This is a genomic window from Aequorivita sp. 609 (genome assembly GCF_014212065.1).
Classification (GTDB): domain Bacteria; phylum Bacteroidota; class Bacteroidia; order Flavobacteriales; family Flavobacteriaceae; genus Aequorivita; species Aequorivita sinensis.
On sequence record NZ_JACJVM010000034.1, the window covers coordinates 457,607 to 474,842 of the forward strand.

Here is a 17,236-nt window from a genome sequence, read left to right on the forward strand (position 1 = left end):
TTCTTTTCACCTAAAAATTAGTATAGCATGCAACTGTACAATAAATTAAGTGCTAAAGAAAGGGAAGCACTATTAGAAGAAGCCGGTGAAGAACGGCTTACCCTTTCATTTTACCAATACGCCAAAATAGGCAATCCTCATCTTTTCAGAAATCACCTTTTTGTTACTTGGCATGAACAAGATGTTCTAGGTCGAATTTATGTAGCTCACGAAGGTATAAATGCGCAACTTTCGGTTCCGGCAAAACGTTTTAAGGAGTTTAAAGAGTTTTTAGACGGAATAAACTTTTTAAAAGATGTTCGGTTAAATATTGCTATTGAACAAGATTTAAAATCGTTTTTAAAACTGAAAGTAAAAGTTCGTGATAAAATTGTGGCGGATGGATTAAATGATGAAACTTTTGATGTTACCAACAAAGGAATTCACGTAGACGCTATTGCTTTTAATGAGCTTATTGAAGATCCAGATGTAGTTTTGGTCGATATGCGAAACCATTACGAAAGTGAAATAGGGCATTTCAAGAATGCGATTACTCCGGATGTAGATACTTTCCGCGATTCTTTAGATATTATTGAAGAAGATTTAAGAGATCATAAGGAGGATAAAAAACTTGTGATGTATTGCACAGGAGGTATTCGTTGTGAAAAAGCCAGTGCATATTACAAGCACAAAGGTTTTAAAAATGTTTTTCAATTAGAAGGTGGTATTATTGAATACGCTAGACAAGTAGAAAACTTAGGACTTGAAAATAAATTCTTAGGCAAAAATTTTGTTTTCGATCACCGTCGTGGCGAACGAATTACCGATGATATTATAAGTCACTGTCACCAATGTGGAGAACCTTGCGATACGCATACTAACTGTGCGAATCAGGCTTGTCACTTACTGTTTATTCAGTGTGAAAAGTGTGCTGTAGCTATGGAAAACTGCTGTTCAGACGACTGTATTGAGATTATTCATCTACCAGAAGAAGAGCAAAAAAGAAGACGTCAAGGCATCCCGAATAGCAATAAAATATTTAAAAAGGGACGTTCTGAAAAGCTGAAGTTTAAAAAGTAAATACGTGTTGAGTGCTGGATTAAGGATAACGGGTGGTTGCAGCTTCTAATATAACTTTGAGGTGTTTCTCTTCATTTTTGAATCTCGATTTCATTAGTAAAATTCATAATTCTGAATTCAGCATTCATAATTATTTATTGGTATCTTTACCGATTAGTAATTTTGTTTAATTTTTCGTCCCTCTTCATTTAGAACAGGGCTTTATATATAAAATATATGGGCTGTACCAGCTGTGCCACAGGCGCCAACGGACAGCCAAAGGGATGCAAGAACAATGGTACTTGCGGAACCGATGGCTGTAACAAACTAACGGTGTTTGATTGGCTTTCAAATATGCAACTTCCCGCTAATATGGAACCCTTCAATGCGGTAGAAGTTCGCTTTAAAAACGGTAGAAAAGATTTCTACCAAAATCCAGATAACCTCACACTAAGCATTGGCGATACTGTAGCTACAGAAGCTTCGCCAGGTCACGATATAGGAATGGTAACTTTAACAGGCGAGCTTGTTAGAGTTCAAATGAAAAAGAAACGAGTACCTACTAAAATCGAGGCGCTTCCAAAAATTTATCGCAAGGCAACTCAAAAAGATATAGATATCTGGCAAGAGGTCCGTAACAAGGAGGCAGATGTTCAGAAACGTTCCCGAGAAATAGCTATTCGTTTAGGACTTCAAATGAAGATTAGCGATGTAGAATTTCAAGGAGATGCATCAAAAGTTATATTCTATTATACCGCTGAAGAAAGAGTAGATTTCCGTGAATTAATTAAAGAATTTGCACGAACTTTCAATACCCGTATTGAAATGAAGCAAATTGGTTTTCGCCAAGAGGCTGCGCGCTTAGGGGGTATTGGTAGTTGTGGTCGTGAACTTTGCTGTTCTACATGGCTTACAGATTTCCGTTCGGTAAATACTTCGGCAGCACGTTATCAGCAACTTTCTCTAAACCCTCAAAAACTTGCAGGACAATGTGGAAAGCTTAAATGTTGTTTGAATTACGAATTAGACACTTATTTAGAAGCATTAGAGTCTTTTCCAAGTACTGATACTAAGTTGCAAACTGAAAAAGGAACTGCTACTTGCCAAAAAATTGATATTTTTAAAGGCTTGCTTTGGTATGCCTACGAAAAGGATTTCATGAATTGGCACGAGCTTACTGCTGAAAAGGCTAACGAAATTATCGAGCTAAATAAGGCTGGTAAAAAACCTTTTGCATTAGAGGAATTCATTATTGAAGCTCCAGTAGCCGAAAAAGAACCGTATAGTAATGTTGTAGGTCAAGATAGTTTAACGCGTTTTGACAAACCAAAACAGAAGCCTAAAAAGCGCAGAAAAAAGACTAAATCTAAGCCTCGTGCAAATGCGGATTCAGCCAATAAACCTGCAGCTGGAGAAAATAAAAATGCTTCAAAAAAGGCTAATACTAAACCTAGAAAAAAGCCTAGTAATAAGCCAAGTAGTAAGCCAGCAAATAAACCTACAAATAAGTCAAGTAATAAAGGATCTAATAAGCCAACGAATCAAAATAGAAATAGAAAGTCGTCAAAAAATGAATAAATTAGTAATGATTTTTGTGGCTGCTGTATGTTTCGTTTCTTGCGATTCTAATACAGTATTTAGTGATACAAAGGCAATGGACGGGCATTGGGGTGCTGCTGAAACTGTAGTGTTTACATTGCCTGAATTAGATTCGTTAAAAAAATATAATTTATTTTTAAACATTAGAAACACTAACGAATATAAGTACAACAACCTATTTTTAATAGTTTCGATGGAGTTTCCACACGGTAAAACAATTACCGACACTTTAGAATACCGTATGGCTAACCCCGATGGTTCGTGGATGGGACACGGTATAGGAAACTTAAAAGAAAATAAATTGTGGTATAAAGAAAACGTACAGTTTGTTGAAGAAGGGTCTTACAAGGTTAACATAGGGCATGCAATGCGCAATAACGGTTCTATTGAAGGCGTTAGCAAACTTGAAGGTATATCAGATGTTGGGTTTAGTATAGAAGCTTCCAAATAGTAAATAAAATATGGCAAAAAAAAAGGCATCCGCAAAAGATAAAAAACGCAGTTTAGGGCGTCACATTAGAACCTTTTGGAAGATTTTCGCAGGGTTTATACTACTAATAGTCTTAATGTTTTTAATGGCTTCTTGGGGCGTTTTTGGAAGTCTTCCAGATGAAACAAGCCTAGAAAATCCAGAGAAAAACCTCGCAACTGAAATTATTTCATCCGACGGAAAAACCATTGGAAAATTCTACAAAGAAAACCGTACTCCAGTACCTTACGATTCTTTACCAGACCACTTAATTAACGCATTAATTGCAACTGAAGACGTTCGTTTTTACGATCACTCCGGGATTGATGGTCGCGGGACATTAAGAGCAATTGCATTTTTAGGCTCTAGAGGTGGAGCAAGTACAATTAGTCAACAGCTAGCAAAACTGTTTTTTACCGAACAGGTATCTCGCAATAAATTCCAAAGAGGACTACAAAAAGTTAAAGAATGGATAATTGCAACTCGCTTGGAACGTCGTTATACAAAAGAGGAAATTATTACAATGTATTTTAACGAATACGACTTTGTGAATCAAGCTGTTGGTATAGAGTCTGCAGCTTATATTTATTTCGACAAACCGCCGTCTCAGCTTTCAACTAATGAATCTGCGACTCTTGTAGGAATGTTTAAAAATGCTTCCCTATATAATCCAATTCGAAATCCAGAAGGTGTTAAAAACCGAAGAAATGTGGTGTTAGCACAAATGGAGAAATACGATTATATTTCAGAAAAAGTAAAAGATTCGCTACAAGCTCTTCCACTGAATATCGAATTTACACCGCAAGGTCACGATGAAGGAAGTGCGACTTATTTCCGTGAGTATGCGCGTCATTTTATGGAAAATTGGATAAAAGAACATCCAAAGTCAGATGGTAGTAAATACAATATTTACCAAGACGGACTTAAGGTTTATGTTACTATAGATAGTAAAATGCAACTTCACGCCGAAAATGCTGTTAAAACGCATATGGCAAACCTCCAAGCTGTTTTTGACGAACAAAATAAAGGGAATAAAACAGCGCCTTTTAGAGATATTACAGAAAAAGAAACCGAAGGGATTTTAAATTCAGCCATGCGAAAAAGTGATCGCTGGCGCGATATGAAAAGACAAGGAAAAGACGAGGAAGAAATTATTGCAAGCTTTAAAAAAGCAATCCCGATGCGTGTTTTCTCTTGGAAAGGAGACATTGACACAATTATGACTCCGTTAGATTCTATTCGTTATCACAAATCATTTTTGCAAGCAGCTATGATGTCTATGACACCACAAACAGGTGAAGTAAAAGCATGGGTTGGTGGAATAGATTACAAACATTACAAATACGATATGGTTAAAAAAGGAAGACGCCAGATAGGTTCCACTTTTAAGCCATTTGTTTACGCAACAGCTATAGACCAAATGCATATGTCTCCTTGTGATACATTACCAAATACTATGTACACAATCCCAGCTGGAAAACACAACTTAATAAAACCTTGGACACCTAAAAACTCGGGAGGTAGTTATGGAGGAATGGTCTCTCTTAAACACGCTCTTGCAAATTCTATCAACACAATTACAGCAAGACTTATTGATAGGGTTGGACCAGAACCAGTTATCGACCTAGTGAAAAAAATGGGTGCAAATACAGATAATATGCCTGCAGTACCATCAATTGCTTTAGGAACTGCAGATTTATCGGTTTATGAAATGGTTGGAGCTTACAGCACCTTTGCAAATGAAGGAGTATATATAGAGCCTATTCTTATTCAAAGAATTGAGGATAAAAATGGAACTGTTCTTTATCAAAATGTTCCAAAAACACGAGATGTTATAAGTAACGAAACTGCGTATGTTACAACTAGTTTAATGGAAGGAGTAACGCAATCAGGAACGGGTACTCGTTTAAGAGGAAATTGGGCTGTTAATTCACCTTTTTACAAAGAAGTTATGACAGGATATCCATACGATTTTAAAAATCCTATTGCTGGTAAAACGGGGACTACACAAAACAACAGTGATGGTTGGTTTATGGGGATGGTTCCAAATCTCGTTACAGGAGTTTGGGTAGGAGGAGATGATAGAGCTACACATTTCAGAAGCACTAGATACGGACAAGGAGCAACAATGGCACTACCAATTTGGGGAATGTATATGAAGAGTTGCTATGCCGATAAAGATTTAGATGTGTCTACTGAAAACTTTAAGCGTCCAAGTAATCTTTCTATTGAAACTAACTGTGCAGTATGGAGAGATAGGGATGCTGATAAGGAAGAAATTCCAGATGAGTTTGATTTTTAATTAAAAATCTAATAATCATAAAAACTAAATTTTAGACTTTTTACTGATATCAAAAGAGCTGTTTTTCTATTGATTTAACAGTTAGGTGTTTATTAGGTGTTTGTAGAATTGTCCTGAATACTCAGACAAATTTTGTAATTTTCAGAAAAATTTTAAAAATGATAAATAAGACAGTAGCAAACGTTCGAGAAGCCTGTGAAGGCATTGAAGACGGAATGACTTTTATGCTCGGAGGCTTTGGTCTTTGTGGTATTCCTGAAAACATAATCAACGAATTGGTTAGACGAAACATTCAAGGTGTTACTTGTATTTCAAATAATGCAGGTGTAGATGATTTTGGTCTAGGTCTTTTGCTTAAAAAGCACCAAATAAAGAAAATGATTTCTTCTTATGTAGGAGAAAACGCCGAATTTGAACGCCAAATGCTAAGTGGCGAAATGGAGGTAGAGCTTGTTCCTCAAGGAACGCTAGCACAAAGATGTGAAGCTGCTCGAACTGGTATTCCAGCCTTTTTTACTCCTGCAGGTTACGGAACCGAAGTAGCTGAAGGTAAAGAAACCCGTGAATTTAACGGAAAAATGCACATAATGGAGAGAGCTTTTGAAGCTGATTTCTCATTTGTAAAGGCTTGGAAAGGCGATGAAGCTGGAAATCTTATTTTTAAAGGTACAGCAAGAAACTTTAACCCTGCCATGTGTGGTGCTGGAAAAATTACAGTAGCTGAAGTAGAAGAACTTGTTCCTGCTGGTGAATTAGACCCGAATCAAGTTCATATTCCTGGAATTTTTGTTCAGCGAATTTTTCAAGGTGAGAAATATGAAAAACGCATTGAGCAACTTACAGTGCGTAAAAAATAAGTAATTGGAATCTTAGCGTTTTCAGAGATGAAATATTAGACTATAAAGAATCAGAGAACGCAAAGGAAAAATAATTATGTCAGGTTGAGCCCTTCGGCATCGCTCAGAATAAACCAAGGTGGAAACCTACTTCAAATTAACAATATTGAGATGTTAGATAAAAACCAAATAGCACAACGAATAGCAAAAGAAGTTAAGGACGGATACTACGTGAACTTAGGAATAGGAATTCCAACTTTAGTTGCGAATTTTGTGCGTGACGATATTAGTGTAGAATTTCAAAGTGAAAATGGAATTCTAGGAATGGGACCATTCCCTTATGAAGGGGAAGAAGACCCAGATTTAATTAATGCCGGTAAACAAACTATTACAGCCCTTCCCGGAGCTTCCTTCTTCGACTCTGCAATGAGTTTTGGTATGATACGTGGCCAACACGTCGATTTAACTATTTTGGGAGCAATGGAAGTATCTCAAAACGGTGATATTGCCAATTGGAAAATTCCGGGTAAAATGGTAAAAGGAATGGGAGGCGCAATGGATTTAGTAGCCTCAGCCGAAAATATTATTGTGGCCATGATGCATACGAATCGCGCTGGCGAATCGAAATTGCTTAAGGAATGTACTCTACCGCTTACTGGAGTTGCCTGTGTAAAGAAGATTGTGAGCAATCTTGCAGTAATGGAAGTTAGAGATGGTAAATTTCACCTGTTGGAACGTGCACCTGGTGTTTCTGTTGAAGAAATTCAACAAGCAACTGAAGGTGATTTAGTAGTTGAAGGTGACATTCCTGAAATGAAATTTTAAAATAATTCTACTTTTTTTATATAATAGGGGTTATTTAAAAAGCAAAAATTATTTGATTTGTTAGGTCGAGCGTAGTCGAGACCTATTTAGAAGTCAGTAATTTAAAGTTCTCGACTGCGTTCGAACAGAAAGTGAGACTTGCTTTTTGGATAGCCTTTTTTGTTCAGGAAAGATTAAATCCCTTTAGGAATCGCTTGAATAAGCTTTTTTGAATATTCGGTCTGCGGGTTTTCGTAAATTTCGTCGGCATCTCCTAGTTCTTCTATTTTCCCTTTATTCATCACTAATAGTTGATCCGACATGTATTTCACCACCGCCAAATCGTGCGATATAAAAATATATGTGAAGCCATAATCGTTTTTCAGTTCGTTCAAGAGATTAAGAACTTGTGCCTGCACAGAAATATCTAAAGCAGAAACCGATTCGTCACAAATAACAAGTTTTGGCTCTACTATTACTGTTCGAGCAATTCCAACACGTTGTCGTTGCCCCCCTGATAGCTCGTGCGGATAACGGTAAAAGTATGTCTCATCCAAACCTACTTTATCTAGAAGCGAAATAACGCGCTCTCTTCTTTCTTTTTTATTTTTCCCTAAACCGTGAACTTCCATGGGCTCCATCAAAGCTTCGCCTATCATCAAACGAGGGTTTAAAGAGGAAAATGGATCTTGAAAAATAATCTGAATTTCTTTTCTCAGATTTCTAATATCAGTTTTTGAAAGCGTTGTAAGTTCTTTACCGCGATATTTTATACTTCCTTCAGTCGCTTTTTCAAGCTGAAGAATTGTTTTTCCCAAAGTAGATTTTCCACAACCCGATTCGCCTACAAGCCCTAAAGTTTCTCCTTCAAAAACTGAAAAACTAACGTTATCTACTGCTTTTACAACTTCTGTTTTGGCAAAAAGCCCCACATTGCTGAAATAGTATTTTTCAAGGTTGACGATTTCTAAAATAGGGGACTGAGTGTATATCTGCTTATGTTTTTTAGCGCGTTCGGTCGCTTTTATTTCTCTAGGCTTAAAACTTTTATCAGCAATAGAAGCAATGGTTGGCAATTCTGCTAAACGCACATTTAATGAAGGTCGCGACGCCAATAATGCTTTGGTATATTCGTTTTGAGGATTTTTAAAAATCTCTTCGGTAGTGGCACTCTCAACGATATTCCCCTTATACATTACCAAAACTCTATCTGCAATTTCTGAAACCAAACTTAAATCGTGTGAAATAAATAGCATAGCCATTTTAGTTTCTTTCTGAATCGATTTTAGAAGCGAAATAATTTCTTTCTGTACCGTAACATCAAGTGCTGTTGTTGGTTCGTCTGCTATGAGTAATTTAGGTTTACAAGCAATAGCCATGGCAATCATAACTCGCTGCATTTGTCCACCGCTTATTTGATGTGGATAACTGTTGTAAATTTCGTTGGGACGTGGCAGTTTCACTTTTTCAAACAGCGAAATGGTTTCCTTTTTGGCTTCAGAAGCATTCATATTTAAGTGAAGCATGAGTATTTCAGAAACTTGAAAACCGCATTTCAATGAAGGGTTAAGCGCACTCATAGGCTCTTGAAAAATCATTGCGATTTCGCTACCGCGGATTTTTCTAAATTTCTTTTCATCGTACTTCAATAAATCGTTTCCTTGGAAATAGATTTCTCCCGATAAGTTGGCTTGTTTTTTTGGCAATAACCCCATAAGTGCTAAAGATGTAACCGATTTACCTGAACCAGATTCGCCTACAATCCCTAAAATTTCGTTTTCAAATACATCAAAAGATATAGTATGTAAAACTTCAGTTTTCTTTTTCTTGCCCCCAAAGGAAAGAACAAGATCTTTAATCGATATTAATGGGGTGTTTTCCATAGTATCAAAGATAGAATTTAAGTTAAAATTGAGTGTGTAGTTTTAATTCAAAAATTTAAAAAGATGTAGCGACAAGCGAGAAAAGAAAATAATTGTTTTATTTTGAGAATCTCTAACGAAAATCAAATGATATGAAAAAATTAGTTATCGCCTTATTTACAATAGTTTTATTTACGTCTTGCTCTTCTCATGATGATAGTAATTCAGCAGAAACGTCTATAGTAGGTTCTTGGTCGCTAACTGAAATGAATGTGGCTATTCCTGTAGACTTAAACAACGACGGATCTTTTAATCGAAATCTAATTAACGAAATTCCATGTATAGAGGGAACGAGTAACTTTTCTGCTAATAATGATTTCTCACAATCGTTTAGTGTGATAACACAAGAGGAAATAAACGGAGAAATTGTTTTTGGATGCCAAGGCACCGAAAGAAATGAAGGCACTTATGAAATTGTGGGAGACCAAATTAAGTTTACCATAGAAGGTCCAGAGCCAATAACAGAAACTTTTGACTATACGCTAAATGACAATACGCTAAAAATCATAATGCCAACAGACGATTATGGCACTTTAGAAATGATTTCGCAAAGAGATTGACATAAACTGATGAAATTTCAAAGGGCATTTCTTAAGAAACGCCCTTTGTTTTACTTCAGTATTTGATTTTTTTTGCATTTTAGCCTTTAGGTGTTTAATGCGCTTCTAGCCAATTTTCTCCTACTCCCAAATCCACATCTAAAGGAACGGTAAGCTTGTAAGCGTTTTCCATTTCGTGTTTTACCATGGCTTTTAACTTTTCTAACTCAGGTTTATAAACATCAAAAACCAATTCATCATGAACCTGAAGGAGCATTTTACTTTCATAATTCTCTTCTTCAAGCTTGTTGTAAATATTAATCATGGCAAGCTTGATGATATCTGCTGCACTACCTTGAATTGGAGCGTTTACAGCGTTTCTTTCAGCCGCACCTCTTACCACTTGGTTGCTGCCATTAATGTCCTTTAAATAGCGTCTACGGCCTAAAACGGTTTGCACATATCCGTGCTCCCGTGCGAAGTCTATTTGAGAACTTATGTAATTTCTAAGTTTTGGGTAGGTTTTGTAGTAGGTGTCTATTAGTTCTTTGGCTTCAGTTCTAGAGAGATCGGTTTGGTTGCTTAATCCAAAAGCCGAAACCCCGTAAATAATCCCGAAGTTAACAGTTTTAGCATTGCTTCGCTGTTCACGGGTAACTTCTTCTAATGGTACATTAAAGACTTTTGCAGCCGTAGAAGCGTGAATGTCTTCTCCGTTTTTAAAAGCATCTATCATGTTATCTTCTTCGCTTAAAGCAGCGATAACGCGAAGTTCAATTTGCGAATAATCCGCAGCCATTAAAACATAGTCTTTATTTTTTGGGACAAATGCTTTTCGCACTTGGCGTCCGCGCTCTGTTCTAATAGGAATGTTTTGAAGGTTTGGATTATTACTACTCAATCGCCCAGTTGCTGCGACGGTTTGCATATAATCGGTATGTACACGACCTGTGGTTGGTTCTATCTGTGCTGGTAAAGCATCAACATAGGTGCTTTTTAACTTAGCTAAGCCGCGATATTCTAATACATCTCGGATGATTTTATGGTCTTTCGCTAAGTATGAAAGCACATCTTCTGAAGTAGAATATTGACCGGTCTTGGTTTTTTTCGGTTTGTCGATAAGCTTCATTTTCCCAAAAAGAATCTCTCCCAATTGCTTTGGAGAAGCAATGTTGAATGTTTCTCCAGCTTCTTCGTAAATATTCTTTTCCAATTGAAGTATATCGCTATCTAAAGCCTCTGATAAACTGTTTAAAAAGCCTTTATCGAGATTAATACCTTCCAATTCCATCGCGGCCAATACACGTAATAGTGGCACCTCAATTTCATCAAAAAGTTGTTGAGTGTTTGCCTCGCCTAATTCTTTCTCAAAATGTTCTTTAAGTTGTAAGGTAATATCGGCATCTTCTACTGCGTATTCGGTTTGTTGAACAATATCAACATCGCGCATACTGCGTTGATTCTTACCTTTTTTACCGATTAATGCGGTTATGGAAACAGGAGTATAGTTGAGGTAGGTTTCGCTCAATACGTCCATATTATGGCGCATATCTGGATTGATAAGATAATGCGCAAGCATAGTATCAAATAGTTTCCCTTTTACAGCTATATCGTATTTTGCTAAAACCTTAATATCGTATTTTAAGTTTTGTCCTATTTTCTCAATTGATTCATCTTCAAAGAAAGGACGTAAACCTTCTAGAATCTGTTGTGTTTCTTCGCGGTTTTCTGGGAACGGAATGTAAAAACCTTTTCCTTTTTCCCAAGAGAAAGCAATACCAACGAGTTCTGCTTCGAGCGGATTTAAACTTGTAGTTTCTGTGTCAAAACACACGCTTTTCTGCTTCATTAAATTTTGAAAAAACAACTTTGCGCCCATCCCAGGTTGAACGGTTTGGTAGAAGTGTTCGGTATTTTCAATAGTTGCCCGTGTATTAAAATCTTTAGCATCTGCTGCTGCCTCTCCATCGCCTCCAAAAAGTGAAAATTGGCCTTGACCAGCACTTTGGCTGCGTTCAGCTACTTTTGATGTTTTTTGCTTTGTAGTAGGAGCGTTGTTTTCTGCATCTTTTGGTTCACGGCTTGTGCCATTAGAAGCCATAGCTTCTACAGAGAAAGATTTTAGGAAATTATCTTTAAGTCTTCTGAACTCTAATTCGTCAAATATTTCTAATACCTTTTCTGTATCAGGAGAGCAAACTTCAAAATCTTCTTCATTAAATTCTACAGGAACATCCAGCATAATAGTTGCCAGTTGTTTACTGAGTAAACCAATTTCGCGATTAGCTTCTACCTTCTCCTTCATTTTGCCTTTAAGCTTATCGGTATTGTCTAGTAGGGCTTCCATTGAGCCAAATTCCCTTATGAATTTTTTCGCTGTTTTTTCACCTACACCTGGAAGTCCCGGGATGTTATCGCTACTGTCTCCCATCATTCCCAAGAAGTCTATAACCTGAAGCGGATCTTCTACTTCAAACTTTTTCTGAACTTCTGGAATTCCCCATGTTTCATAACCTCCACCAAAAACAGGGCGGTACATAAATATATTTTCGGAAACCAATTGTGCAAAATCCTTATCTGGAGTTACCATATAGGTGGTATAACCCTCTTTTTCAGCTTTTTTTGCCAAGGTTCCAATTACATCATCTGCTTCAAAGCCTTCTTTTACCATTACTGGGATTTTCATTGCCTCAAGTATGCTATAGATGTATGGAATTGCAAAACGTATTGCATCTGGAGTTTCGTCTCTATTCGCTTTGTATTCAGGGAACATTTCGTTTCGAGCTTCGCTGCCGCCTTTATCAAAGCAAACCGCAAGATGGTCTGGACGTTCTCTTTTTACTACGTCTATTAGTGAATTCATAAATCCCATAATAGCCGAAGTGTTTTGACCTTTGCTATTAATTTGTGGATTTTTTATAAATGCGAAATACCCTCTAAAAATAAGAGCGTAGGCATCAACAAGGAAAAGGCGTTTTTTTGGTTCTTGCATCATTATAATTTATAGTCTTCCTGAGCGCAGCCGAAAGGTTTATGAAGTTGATGTCCTTATAGTTCTCGACTGCGCTCGAACGGACATTTTTCTGTTTCTTCAAAAATAAAAGAAGTATTTGGAAATTAGCTTGTATTAGGGTAAAATAAAGATGTTCCAAGAATCTGATAAAATAGATGCTTTATTTTTTTTAGCTATTTTTAATTTTAGAATTTACAACTATCGTGAGACATTGGCGCTAATGGAGTTGTTTAGGTTCCAAAAACCTTTTAAAACAACAAATTATGAAAACAATTATAATTTTTCTTTTTACGAGCCTAGTTTATGTTTCATCAAACGCTCAAGATCCCCATCTTTTTGAAAATACCTGGTATTTAAGCAATGTAATAATAGATGGTGAAAATAATTATCCACCTAATAATAATGAAGCTCCACTTGATGTTGAATTTGAAATAGATATAAGTAGTTTGTCTACACAGTTTTGCACATTTATAATTGGAGATAATATTGATTATAGCTTGGTCGAAGATAAATTTACAGTTAGCGATTGGACTGTTGGTGCTGTAACTTGTTCATTAAATGAAAACCAAATTTTCGAATCACTCTATATTTATGGTTTTTTTACACCACAATTACAAAATAAAATATTCTTATATGAAATTGATATAACAGCCGGCGGACAGAAGGTTCTATCCTTAATCAATGAAGATGGAAATATGGCAATTTATGGAGATGAGCCATTAACTGTTGAACACTTCAGCAATTCATATTTCGGCCTTTATCCCAATCCTGTAAAAGAAAGCTTAAAAATTTCTTCAACAAAAGCTTTAGGGAACTTTAGTATCCAGATTTTCAGCACAGAAGGCAAGCTTTTGCGTACTCAAAATTTTAATTCTAAAAGTCATCTTTCAATAGATATTTCAAAGCTATCCAGCGGTATATACTTTTTAAAGATAGCGGATGAAAGTGGGAGAGTAGAGGTGAAAAAGTTTGTAAAACAATAAATAGTTCTCGACTGCGCTCGAACGGACATTTTTCTGTTTCTTCAAAAATAAAAGAAGTATTTGGAAAATGTGAGTTATTATAAAATAATTCAACTAATGGGTAGTTGTAAAGAAATTTATAAAACAATAAATAGGTCTTCAGACAGCTATTGCCTGAGTTACCCTTGACAGTATCCATAAAAAAAAGAGGCTGAATTAATTCAGCCTCTTTCTGTATAAAATATTTCTAAAAGCTTATGCTAATGAAACTCTTTTAAAGCCTACAACTTCAACATCGCCATACGTTTTTACGTAATCTGCAACGCTTTTCTTTTCGTCTTTAATAAAGTTTTGGTCAAGCAATGCTTTTTCATGGTCTAACGTAGTATTATCACTAATAAAACGCTCTAGTTTTCCAGGAAGTATTCTGTCCCAGATTTGTTCTGGTTTACCTTCAGCTTTTAATTCTGCTTTTGCATCTTCTTCAGCTTGTGCTAAAACTTCTGGAGTTAATTGTGCTCTAGAGATGTATTTAGGCACATTTTTTTGTGGCTTACCTAAACGGCCTAACTCGATATTATCTTTTTCGATAACAGCAATTCTAGCTTCAGTTTCTGATGCGATAAATTCTGGATCAAAATCTTTGTAAGAAAGCGTAGTTGCACCCATAGAAGCTACCTGCATAGAAACATCTTTTGCTAGCTCTTCTGCGTTGTCAACAGCTTTTGAAAGACCTGTTAAAGCAGCAATTTTGTTTACGTGTACATAAGAACCTACGAATGGCGCTTCAAGAATTTCGAAACCACCGATTTCTATTTTCTCACCAATAACACCAGTTTGCTCAGTTAGTTTTTCAGCAATTGTGATACCTTCAAAATCTGCAGCTAAAAACTCCTCTTTAGAAGAAGTATTTAATGCCACCTCAGCCATTTTGTTTGCCATTTCTACGAATGAATCGTTTTTAGCAACAAAGTCGGTTTCACAGTTTAATGAAATGGCAACACCTTTTGTGTTGTCGCTGTTTACTTTTACGGTTGCAACACCTTCGCTTGAATCGCGATCTGCTCTTTTTTCAGCAATTTTCTGTCCTTTTTTTCTAAGGATAGAGATTGCTTCTTCCATATTTCCTTCTGCCTCAACTAATGCCTTTTTACAGTCCATCATTCCGGCTCCAGTTGTTTGTCTTAGCTTATTTACTTCAGCGGCTGTGATTTTTGCCATTTTCTTAAATTTTTTAGGTTTAATATTAAAAAAGTCGTTCAATTAATTTTCAACAAAGAAAAGAACCAAACGACTTTTAAATTTTAAAATATTGTTATTATTCTTCTTCGTTTAGAACTTCTTTTTTCGATTTCTGACGTACAGGCTGCTTAGCCTCTTTCATTGCTTTTACGTCTTCTTCGTCTGTTGAAGGAACTTCAACTTCTACTTTTGCTTTTTTAGCAGGTTTAGAATCTTTAGAAGATTTTGCTTTTTTAGCCATTCCTTCTTCGTCATCTTCTTTTCCAGATTTTCTTTCAGAAAGTCCTTCAATGATAGCTTCAGAAACAAAACTCATAATGCTTTCAATAGATTTTGAAGCATCATCGTTAGATGGGATTACGTAATCAATAACGCGAGGGTCACTGTTAGTATCCACCATTGCGAAAATAGGAATGTTTAATTTTAAAGCTTCAGCAACTGCAATGTGCTCACGAGTTGTATCTACAACAAAAAGTGCTGCAGGAAGACGGCTCATATCAGAAATAGAACCTAAGTTTTTCTCTAATTTAGCACGAAGACGATCTACTGCCAAACGCTCTTTCTTAGAAAGTGTGTTGAAAGTACCATCTTGCTTCATTCTATCGATAGAAGACATTTTTTTAACAGCCTTACGGATAGTTACAAAGTTTGTAAGCATACCACCTGGCCATCTTTCTGTGATGTAAGGCATGTTTGCCGCTTTTGCTTTTTCAGCAACGATGTCTTTTGCTTGTTTTTTAGTAGCTACAAAAAGGATTTTGCGACCACTAGCTGCGATTTTCTTAAGAGCTTCACTAGCTTCTTCAATTTTTGCAGCAGTTTTGTAAAGGTTGATGATGTGAATCCCGTTGCGTTCCATATAGATATACGGCGCCATATTTGGGTTCCATTTGCGGGTAAGGTGTCCAAAGTGTACACCAGCTTCAAGTAAGTCTTTTACTTCTACTTTTTTTGCCATTTTGTTTTAGTTTACGTTCTGTGAAAGGATAGCAACCTCTTCTAAATATGAATTTGGTTTAGATGCTAAACTAACACCCGGTTTTCGGGTTAACAGCTTTAATAATTAATAATGATTATGAACTTTTCAACTTTAATTGGGTATCCCATTTGAGATACCCAATCGAGTTGAGTAATAATTTTGTCAAGATACGCTCAATACTAAGGTTGCTGAGTAGTTCGGCAACGCTCAGTAGAAGCTTTGTCGAAATATTAACGTTTCGAGAATTGGAATTTCTTACGAGCTTTCTTTTGTCCGAATTTCTTACGCTCTACCATTCTTGGGTCTCTTGTTAATAAACCTTCTGGTTTTAAAATTCCACGGTTTTCGTCGTTTAACGTACACATTGCGCGAGAAATAGCAAGACGAATAGCTTCTGCTTGTCCTGTAATTCCACCACCGAATACATTTACGTTGATATCGAAAGTGTTTTCGTTGTCTGTAAGTACTAAAGGTTGTTTAACTTTATACTGAAGCGTTCCAGTAGTAAAGTATTTATCCAACTCACGCTTGTTGATAGTAATGTTTCCTTTTCCTTCTTTAAGGTACACACGTGCAACAGCGGTTTTTCTTCTGCCTATTTTGTGAATTGTCTCCATTACTTGTTGTCGTTAAAGTTAATAGTTCGAGGTTTTTGTGCATCCTGTCCGTGATTTGCATCTGCATACACTTTAAGGTTTCTGAACAAATCTGCGCCCAATTTATTTTTTGGAAGCATTCCTTTTACAGCTTTTTCAACAAGCCTTGTAGGGTCTTTTTTGTACATTTCGGCAGCAGTTAAGCTACGTTGTCCACCAGGATAGCCTGTGTGGCGAATGTAGGTCTTGTCGGCCCATTTGTTACCAGTAAGGTTGATGTTACTAGCGTTAATAATAATTACGTTGTCACCGCAATCTACGTGAGGGGTGAAACTTGGTTTGTGCTTACCGCGAAGTAATTTAGCAACTTCGCTTGCAAGACGACCCAATGTTTGCCCGTCCGCATCTACTAGCAACCATTCTTTTACAACGGTATTCTTGTTAGCAGATACTGTTTTGTAACTTAATGTATCCATTAGTTTTTTGTCAATCGTTAATAATTCATTGTTTCCTCATCTTAAAACAAAACGTATTTTGCCTAAGAGGGGTGCAAATGTAGTGTTATTTATTTGAAAAGCAATGGGGTGGCGATTAATTTTTCTTCGGAAAAGATAAGTTTAATTTAAAAGGATAATTATTTAGGTAATTTTCAATTGTAAATTAAACCTGCAAGAACCCGCCTTCACCATATAAATCTTACCAATTAAAATCGCATTGCTCGTTATTCTTATTTCAGTTCAACTTCAGCTTCGATTTCGATTTCAATTTCGTTGAGCCCTACAAGGATCGCTCATGCTTCTCTCAGCACAAAGCCTAGCAGACCTCACCAATTAAAATTTCATTGCTCTTTATTCTTATATCAGTTCAACTTCAACTTCAATTTTAGTTTCGATTTTGAATTCAATTTCGTTGAGACCTACAAAGAACGCTCAAGC

14 protein-coding genes are annotated in these 17,236 nt (G+C 36.3%); 8 read left to right on the top strand and 6 right to left on the bottom strand.

Going from position 1 to position 17,236, the window contains the following annotated elements:
- Positions 1-27 precede the first annotated feature (27 nt).
- The 6 genes from H4O20_RS11510 (at position 28) to H4O20_RS11535 (ending at position 7,069) form a co-directional block, all read left to right on the top strand.
- Positions 28-1,059: a rhodanese-related sulfurtransferase gene (locus tag H4O20_RS11510; RefSeq protein WP_185099330.1), complete on the top strand. Its 1,032-nt coding sequence runs from the start codon at positions 28-30 to the stop codon at positions 1,057-1,059.
- Between the two features lie 216 nt (positions 1,060-1,275).
- Entirely contained in the window at positions 1,276-2,616 is a 1,341-nt protein-coding gene (gene ricT, locus H4O20_RS11515) for a regulatory iron-sulfur-containing complex subunit RicT (RefSeq protein ID WP_139854283.1), read from the top strand.
- Positions 2,609-3,088 carry a gliding motility lipoprotein GldH gene (locus tag H4O20_RS11520; RefSeq protein ID WP_185099331.1) on the top strand — a complete coding sequence of 160 codons (480 nt, stop codon included), beginning with the start codon at positions 2,609-2,611 and terminating at the stop codon, positions 3,086-3,088. The genes ricT and H4O20_RS11520 overlap by 8 nt, the downstream gene beginning before the upstream one ends.
- Positions 3,089-3,098: 10 nt before the next feature.
- Entirely contained in the window at positions 3,099-5,408 is a 2,310-nt protein-coding gene (locus H4O20_RS11525) for a penicillin-binding protein 1A (protein WP_185099332.1), read from the top strand.
- 158 nt (positions 5,409-5,566) lie between these two features.
- Positions 5,567-6,265, top strand: a complete 699-nt coding sequence (locus tag H4O20_RS11530; protein WP_139854286.1) for a CoA transferase subunit A — start codon at positions 5,567-5,569, stop codon at positions 6,263-6,265.
- Positions 6,266-6,415: 150 nt separating this feature from the next.
- Positions 6,416-7,069 carry a CoA transferase subunit B gene (locus H4O20_RS11535; protein ID WP_139854436.1) on the top strand — a complete coding sequence of 218 codons (654 nt, stop codon included), beginning with the start codon at positions 6,416-6,418 and terminating at the stop codon, positions 7,067-7,069.
- 173 nt (positions 7,070-7,242) lie between these two features.
- Here H4O20_RS11535 and H4O20_RS11540 read toward each other — a convergent pair whose 3' ends face one another.
- Positions 7,243-8,931 (bottom strand): ABC transporter ATP-binding protein, encoded by a 1,689-nt coding sequence (locus H4O20_RS11540; RefSeq protein ID WP_185099333.1) that lies wholly within the window; start codon positions 8,929-8,931, stop codon positions 7,243-7,245.
- 131 nt (positions 8,932-9,062) lie between these two features.
- On the opposite strand from H4O20_RS11540, the gene H4O20_RS11545 reads away from it, so the two are divergent.
- On the top strand, positions 9,063-9,530 hold the full coding sequence (locus H4O20_RS11545; protein ID WP_185099334.1) for a lipocalin family protein: 468 nt from the start codon (positions 9,063-9,065) through the stop codon (positions 9,528-9,530).
- A gap of 94 nt (positions 9,531-9,624) precedes the next feature.
- On the opposite strand, the gene polA is transcribed toward H4O20_RS11545, so the two are convergent.
- On the bottom strand, positions 9,625-12,504 hold the full coding sequence (gene polA / locus H4O20_RS11550; protein WP_260402667.1) for a DNA polymerase I: 2,880 nt from the start codon (positions 12,502-12,504) through the stop codon (positions 9,625-9,627).
- A gap of 281 nt (positions 12,505-12,785) precedes the next feature.
- Here polA and H4O20_RS11555 point away from each other — a divergent pair, with 281 nt between their 5' ends.
- On the top strand, positions 12,786-13,505 hold the full coding sequence (locus H4O20_RS11555) for a T9SS type A sorting domain-containing protein (protein WP_185099335.1): 720 nt from the start codon (positions 12,786-12,788) through the stop codon (positions 13,503-13,505).
- Positions 13,506-13,739: 234 nt separating this feature from the next.
- Here the strand turns inward: H4O20_RS11555 and tsf are convergent, their stop codons facing one another.
- From tsf to rplM, 4 genes are all read right to left on the bottom strand, one after another.
- Complete coding sequence (tsf, locus tag H4O20_RS11560) at positions 13,740-14,705, bottom strand: translation elongation factor Ts (RefSeq protein WP_139854292.1); 966 nt, start codon at positions 14,703-14,705, stop codon at positions 13,740-13,742.
- Between the two features lie 97 nt (positions 14,706-14,802).
- Entirely contained in the window at positions 14,803-15,684 is an 882-nt protein-coding gene (gene rpsB / locus H4O20_RS11565; protein WP_139854293.1) for a 30S ribosomal protein S2, read from the bottom strand.
- A 251-nt stretch (positions 15,685-15,935) separates the two neighbouring features.
- Positions 15,936-16,322, bottom strand: coding sequence for a 30S ribosomal protein S9 (gene rpsI, locus H4O20_RS11570; RefSeq protein ID WP_139854294.1), 387 nt, complete (start codon positions 16,320-16,322; stop codon positions 15,936-15,938).
- Entirely contained in the window at positions 16,322-16,777 is a 456-nt protein-coding gene (rplM, locus tag H4O20_RS11575; protein WP_139854295.1) for a 50S ribosomal protein L13, read from the bottom strand. The genes rpsI and rplM overlap by 1 nt, the downstream gene beginning before the upstream one ends.
- Between the last annotated feature and the right edge of the window lie 459 nt (positions 16,778-17,236).

What these genes read in the sequence shown, in the direction of transcription:
- H4O20_RS11510 (WP_185099330.1), top strand. Translation starts at nt 28, where the DNA reads ATGCAACTGTACAATAAATTAAGTGCTAAAGAAAGGGAAGCACTATTA.
- ricT (WP_139854283.1), top strand. Translation starts at nt 1,276, where the DNA reads ATGGGCTGTACCAGCTGTGCCACAGGCGCCAACGGACAGCCAAAGGGA.
- H4O20_RS11520 (WP_185099331.1), top strand. Translation starts at nt 2,609, where the DNA reads ATGAATAAATTAGTAATGATTTTTGTGGCTGCTGTATGTTTCGTTTCT.
- H4O20_RS11525 (WP_185099332.1), top strand. Translation starts at nt 3,099, where the DNA reads ATGGCAAAAAAAAAGGCATCCGCAAAAGATAAAAAACGCAGTTTAGGG.
- H4O20_RS11530 (WP_139854286.1), top strand. Translation starts at nt 5,567, where the DNA reads ATGATAAATAAGACAGTAGCAAACGTTCGAGAAGCCTGTGAAGGCATT.
- H4O20_RS11535 (WP_139854436.1), top strand. Translation starts at nt 6,416, where the DNA reads ATGTTAGATAAAAACCAAATAGCACAACGAATAGCAAAAGAAGTTAAG.
- H4O20_RS11540 (WP_185099333.1), bottom strand. Translation starts at nt 8,931, where the DNA reads ATGGAAAACACCCCATTAATATCGATTAAAGATCTTGTTCTTTCCTTT.
- H4O20_RS11545 (WP_185099334.1), top strand. Translation starts at nt 9,063, where the DNA reads ATGAAAAAATTAGTTATCGCCTTATTTACAATAGTTTTATTTACGTCT.
- polA (WP_260402667.1), bottom strand. Translation starts at nt 12,504, where the DNA reads ATGATGCAAGAACCAAAAAAACGCCTTTTCCTTGTTGATGCCTACGCT.
- H4O20_RS11555 (WP_185099335.1), top strand. Translation starts at nt 12,786, where the DNA reads ATGAAAACAATTATAATTTTTCTTTTTACGAGCCTAGTTTATGTTTCA.
- tsf (WP_139854292.1), bottom strand. Translation starts at nt 14,705, where the DNA reads ATGGCAAAAATCACAGCCGCTGAAGTAAATAAGCTAAGACAAACAACT.
- rpsB (WP_139854293.1), bottom strand. Translation starts at nt 15,684, where the DNA reads ATGGCAAAAAAAGTAGAAGTAAAAGACTTACTTGAAGCTGGTGTACAC.
- rpsI (WP_139854294.1), bottom strand. Translation starts at nt 16,322, where the DNA reads ATGGAGACAATTCACAAAATAGGCAGAAGAAAAACCGCTGTTGCACGT.
- rplM (WP_139854295.1), bottom strand. Translation starts at nt 16,777, where the DNA reads ATGGATACATTAAGTTACAAAACAGTATCTGCTAACAAGAATACCGTT.